At 66.7% G+C, this 4,569-nt stretch carries 3 protein-coding genes, 1 tRNA gene and 1 pseudogene; all 5 read right to left on the minus strand.

Annotated elements, in window-relative coordinates; genetic code table 11:
• Window positions 1-182 precede the first annotated feature (182 nt).
• Window positions 183-809 (minus strand): 50S ribosomal protein L25/general stress protein Ctc, encoded by a 627-nt coding sequence (locus VGS97_RS24170; RefSeq protein ID WP_326855932.1) that lies wholly within the window; start codon window positions 807-809, stop codon window positions 183-185.
• A gap of 387 nt (window positions 810-1,196) precedes the next feature.
• Window positions 1,197-2,174 carry a ribose-phosphate diphosphokinase gene (locus tag VGS97_RS24175; protein WP_349262244.1) on the minus strand — a complete coding sequence of 326 codons (978 nt, stop codon included), beginning with the start codon at window positions 2,172-2,174 and terminating at the stop codon, window positions 1,197-1,199.
• A gap of 148 nt (window positions 2,175-2,322) precedes the next feature.
• Window positions 2,323-3,852: a bifunctional UDP-N-acetylglucosamine diphosphorylase/glucosamine-1-phosphate N-acetyltransferase GlmU gene (glmU, locus tag VGS97_RS24180; protein ID WP_349262245.1), complete on the minus strand. Its 1,530-nt coding sequence runs from the start codon at window positions 3,850-3,852 to the stop codon at window positions 2,323-2,325.
• Window positions 3,853-3,957: 105 nt separating this feature from the next.
• Window positions 3,958-4,028, minus strand: a tRNA-Gln gene (locus VGS97_RS24185).
• Window positions 4,029-4,061: 33 nt separating this feature from the next.
• Window positions 4,062-4,569: pseudogene (locus VGS97_RS24190) on the minus strand (hypothetical protein); the annotation flags it as partial.

Here is a 4,569-nt window from a genome sequence, read left to right on the forward strand (position 1 = left end):
TGCGTCGACCACGCGAGCACGTCTTCCACCGCTCCGACGCTCCGACGCTCCGACGCTCCGACGCTCCGACGCTCCGACGCTCCGACGCTCCGACGCTCCGACGCTCCGACGCTCCGACGCTCCGACGCTCCGACCAGGCAAGCATGGCTCCGGTCACTTGACCACAGCCCGCAGGCGCTTGGTCAGCCCTCTTCGGAGCTCTCCGGCTCCGCAGCCCTGCCCGCACCCTCGCCGGCTTCGGACTCGCCGGTCTCGCCTGCCATTTCGGCAGCCGTCGGCGCGGCCATCACGTGCACCACGACGTGCTCCGGGTCGGTGGACAACGTCACGCCGCGAGGCAGCGCGATCTCCTTGGCCAGAACCTGCACGCCGACCTCAAGGCCCTCGATGGAGACCTCGATGGAGTTCGGGATGTGCGTCGCCTCAGCCTCGACGGACAGCGCGTTGAGCGTGTGCTCAAGCAGACCACCCGGGGCGATCTCGCCGGTCGTGACCACCGGCACCTCGACGGTCACCTTCTCGCCGCGGCGCACCAGCAGCAGGTCGACGTGCTCAAGGGTGCGGCGCACCGGGTCCTTCTGCACGGCCTTCGGCAACGCCAGCTGGTGCCGGTCGCCGAGGTCCAAGTTCAGCAACACGTTTGGGTGCTTGAGCGCCATGAACAGGTCGTGCTCCGGCAGCGCCAGGTGGATCGGCTCTTCCTTGTGCCCGTAGAGCACGGCCGGGACCTTGCCGTCGCGCCGCAGCTGACGCGCGGCCCCCTTGCCGAAAGCATTACGCGGTTCGGCGCTTATGCGGACTTCAGCCATCCGGATCTCCTCCTCGGTATCGGACTGCCTGGGCGATCTGGCGAATCTCGACACCGAAGCGGGACCCAGTCCCACCCGATACCTCGATCGGCACGTCGATCACGGAGTGGGCCGATGGGCGGCCCCTCCCTCGCCGGGCAACGCACAAAGCTTAGCCGAGCCGCCCCAGGCCTCCGGACCACAGCCTCCGGACCGCACCAAGCTCACAGGCTCGCTAGCCCTCGGGACAGCCAGCCGCCGTTCACGATGCTCACCCTCGGGCAGCAAGCACCATTCACAATGCTCATCCTCGGGAGGGATCACGGTCGCTAACTACCGTCGATCCACAATTCACGACTACCGATCGCGATCGCTCATCGCCCCGCGATCAGTCATCGCGCCGCACGATCAGTCATCGCCCTCGAACATCGAGGTCACCGACCCGTCCTCGAACACTTCCGAAATCGCCCGAGCCACGATCGGCGCCACCGAGAGGACCGTCAGCTTGTCGAAGCGCTGCCCCTGCGTCAGCGGCAGCGTGTCCGTGACGATCACCTGACTGACCCGGGAGTTCTTCAACCGGTCGATCGCCGGGCCGGAGAAGACCGCGTGCGTCGATACGACGATCACCTCGGCGGCGCCGTTCTCATACAGCGCCTCCGCCGCCGCGCAGATCGTGCCGGCGGTGTCGATCATGTCGTCCACCAGGACGCAGACCCGCCCCCCGATGTCTCCGACGATCTCGTGCACCGAGACCTGGTTGGCGACGTTGATGTCCCGTCGCTTGTGCACGATCGCGATCGGCGCGCCGAGCCGGTCACTCCACTTGTCCGCGACCTTCACCCGGCCGACGTCCGGGGAGACGATGGTCAGCCGGGACAGGTCGGTGTTCTCCCTGATGTACCTGATCAGCAGCGGCATCGCCCACAGATGGTCCACCGGGCCGTCGAAGTAACCCTGGATCTGGTCGGTGTGCAGGTCGATCGCCATCAGCCGGTCCGCCCCGGCCTGCTTGAACAGGTCGGCCATCAGCCGAGCCGAGATCGGCTCACGGCCCAGGTGCTTCTTGTCCTGCCGGGCGTAGCCATAGAACGGCGTTATCACGGTGATCCGCTTGGCGGAGGCGCGCTTGAGCGCGTCCACCATGATCAGCTGCTCCATGATCCACTGATTGATCGGCGCCGTGTGGCTCTGCAACACGAAGGCGTCGCAGCCGCGCACCGACTCCTCGAAGCGCACGTAGATCTCGCCGTTGGCGAAGTCGAAGGCCCGCGTCGGCGCCAACTCGACGTCCAGTTCCCGGGCGACCTGCCGGGCCAGCTCAGGATGGGCACGGCCGGAGAACAGCATCAGTTTCTTCTGGCCGGTCGCCATGATCCCGGTCACTACACGCTCTCCCCACGGGTCGCTGCCACGGTCCGCTCCGGCTGCGCCCGGCGGCGCAAAGCCCGGTCGACCAGACGGTCGAGCGGAGCCCATATGCCGGGTTCCAAACGATTCATCCCGGCCGTCCAGCTAGGCCGAGCCTCGTCTCTCATCCTATGGTCTCAGAAGAACCACTGCTATCGTCCGCATGTTCACCTAAGGGTCCCCCAGTGTTTACTTGCTCCGGCACCTGCGCACTACGGCCGGCCGCGAGCGCTGCCTCGGCCGCCTTCGTGCCGGGGCGCCTGAGCCCGACCCACCCGGGGATGTTGCGCTGCCGTCCGCGCGCCACCGCCAGCGCCCCGGCCGGCACTTCTTGGACGATGGCCGAACCAGCGGCCACATACGTCCCATCGGCCAGCTTCGCCGGGGCGATCAGGACGGTGTTCGTACCGACGAAAACGTGATCGCCGATCTCCGTGCGGTGCTTCTTCACTCCGTCGTAGTTGGCCGTGATCGTCCCGGCGCCGATGTTGCAGCCCGCACCGATCGACGCGTCTCCGACGTACGACAGATGCGGCACCTTCGATCCCTCGCCGATCACCGCGTTCTTCATCTCGACGAAGCCGCCCGCCTTCGCCCTGCGCTCCAAGCGAGTCCCCGGCCGCAGGTACGTGTACGGCCCGACACTGGCGTCCTCCCCGATCTCCGCGCCGTCGGTGGTGGCGTTGGTCACCCGTGCCCCGGCGCCGACCACGGTCCGCGTCAACGTACAGTTCGGCCCGACCTCCGCCCCGGCGCTGATCCTCGTCTCACCGCACAACTGCGTGTTCGGGTACACGACGACGTCCGGCTCCAGCTCCACCTGCACGTCGATCCACGTCGTCGCGGGATCGACGATGGTGACGCCCTCGCGCATCCAGTGTCCGGTCAGCCGCGCGTTGAAGACCCGCCGCAACTCGGCCAGCTGTGCCCGGTCGTTCGCCCCGAGGATCTCGTGGTGGTCCGCGACCGTGAGCGCCCCGACCCGGTGCCCATCTGCACCGAGGATGCCAAGCACGTCGGTCAGGTACTCCTCACCCTGCGCGTTCGCCGTGGTCAGCCGGGAAAGCCCTTCCACGAGCAGCTTCGCGTCGAAGGCGTACACACCCGAGTTGATCTCCCGGATCATCGCCTGCTCCGGCGAGGCGTCCTTCTGCTCGACGATCTCCGCCACCGCGCCGCCCTCGCGCACGATCCGGCCATATCCGGTGGGATCGGGCACATTGGCGGTCAGCACGGTCACCGCGTTCCCGGCCCCTTGATGCACCGTCACCAAGGCGTCCAACGTTCCGGCGGTCAGCAGCGGCGTGTCGCCGTAGGTGACAACGACGGTCCCGTCGAGCGCCCCGTCCGCTCCCAGTGCCTCCATCGCGATCCGCACGGCATGCCCGGTCCCGTGCTGGACCTCCTGCACCACCGGCCGCGCCGAGCCGTCGATCGCCGTCAGATGCGCGGACACCTGTTCCCGTCCGTGCCCGACGACCACTACGAGCCGCTCCGGCGAGAGCTCCCGCGCTGCGGCGACCACATGCCCCAGCATCGACCGCCCGCACAGCGTGTGCAGGACCTTCGGGGTCGCGGACTTCATCCGCTTCCCCTCGCCTGCCGCGAGAATCAGAACGGCCGCAGGGCGGACGGCAGCGGAAGCAGTCGGCACAGACACTCCGGTCTCCTCGGCATCGAGTGCTGGACAGACACCGAGCCTACCGGCTGATCATCCACCGACTCACGCCATCGGCGAGGATTCGAACCTGACGAAGGGCTCCCGGGGGAGGATTCGAACCCCCATTAATCGGACCAAAACCGATTGTCCTGCCCTTAGACGACCCGGGATGGTTCGAGTCCTCATTGATGAAGGACTCTGCCCTAGTCTGGCATACCTCCCGCACCACGCGCTGCCAGGATTCCGCGCCACCAGCCGTCGACTTTGCGATACAGGCTGCTCGGCTGGAGCACTGTCACAGTGAGGCAACCGTGATAGTCGTCACCGATCTGTTTTCGAACGGTCTTCGGGTTGTGCCGCTTCAACGTGGCCAAGCCGAACTCGACGCGGGGTAGGCCGACCACAGATCGCCAGTACGCTTCAGCCGCCGCCACATCTGCGCTCTCATGGATGGAGACTCGATAACGGCGTCGCGCATGATCGATTCCCACCAAGTCGAGCCACCGCAAGAATAGGCGGATCATCCCAGGGTCACTGTTGATGAACCTGATGTGCTCTCTGCGGCAATACGGCTTGTCCTTCGTTCCTTCGGCCCAATAGAGCGCCACACCGAGTAACATCAATTCACGGTCCGAGATGCTCCCGACCTCAGCGAAGCCTTCCGCCTTCTCCTTCGCACGGAGCGCATTCGTCTTCGCACTCCGGGCGCGA

This window comes from Actinocrinis sp. (genome assembly GCF_035946395.1).
Lineage (GTDB): Bacteria > Actinomycetota > Actinomycetes > Streptomycetales > Catenulisporaceae > Actinocrinis.

Coding starts and splice junctions, on each gene's coding strand:
- VGS97_RS24170 (WP_326855932.1), bottom strand. CDS start 809: ATGGCTGAAGTCCGCATAAGCGCCGAACCGCGTAATGCTTTCGGCAAG.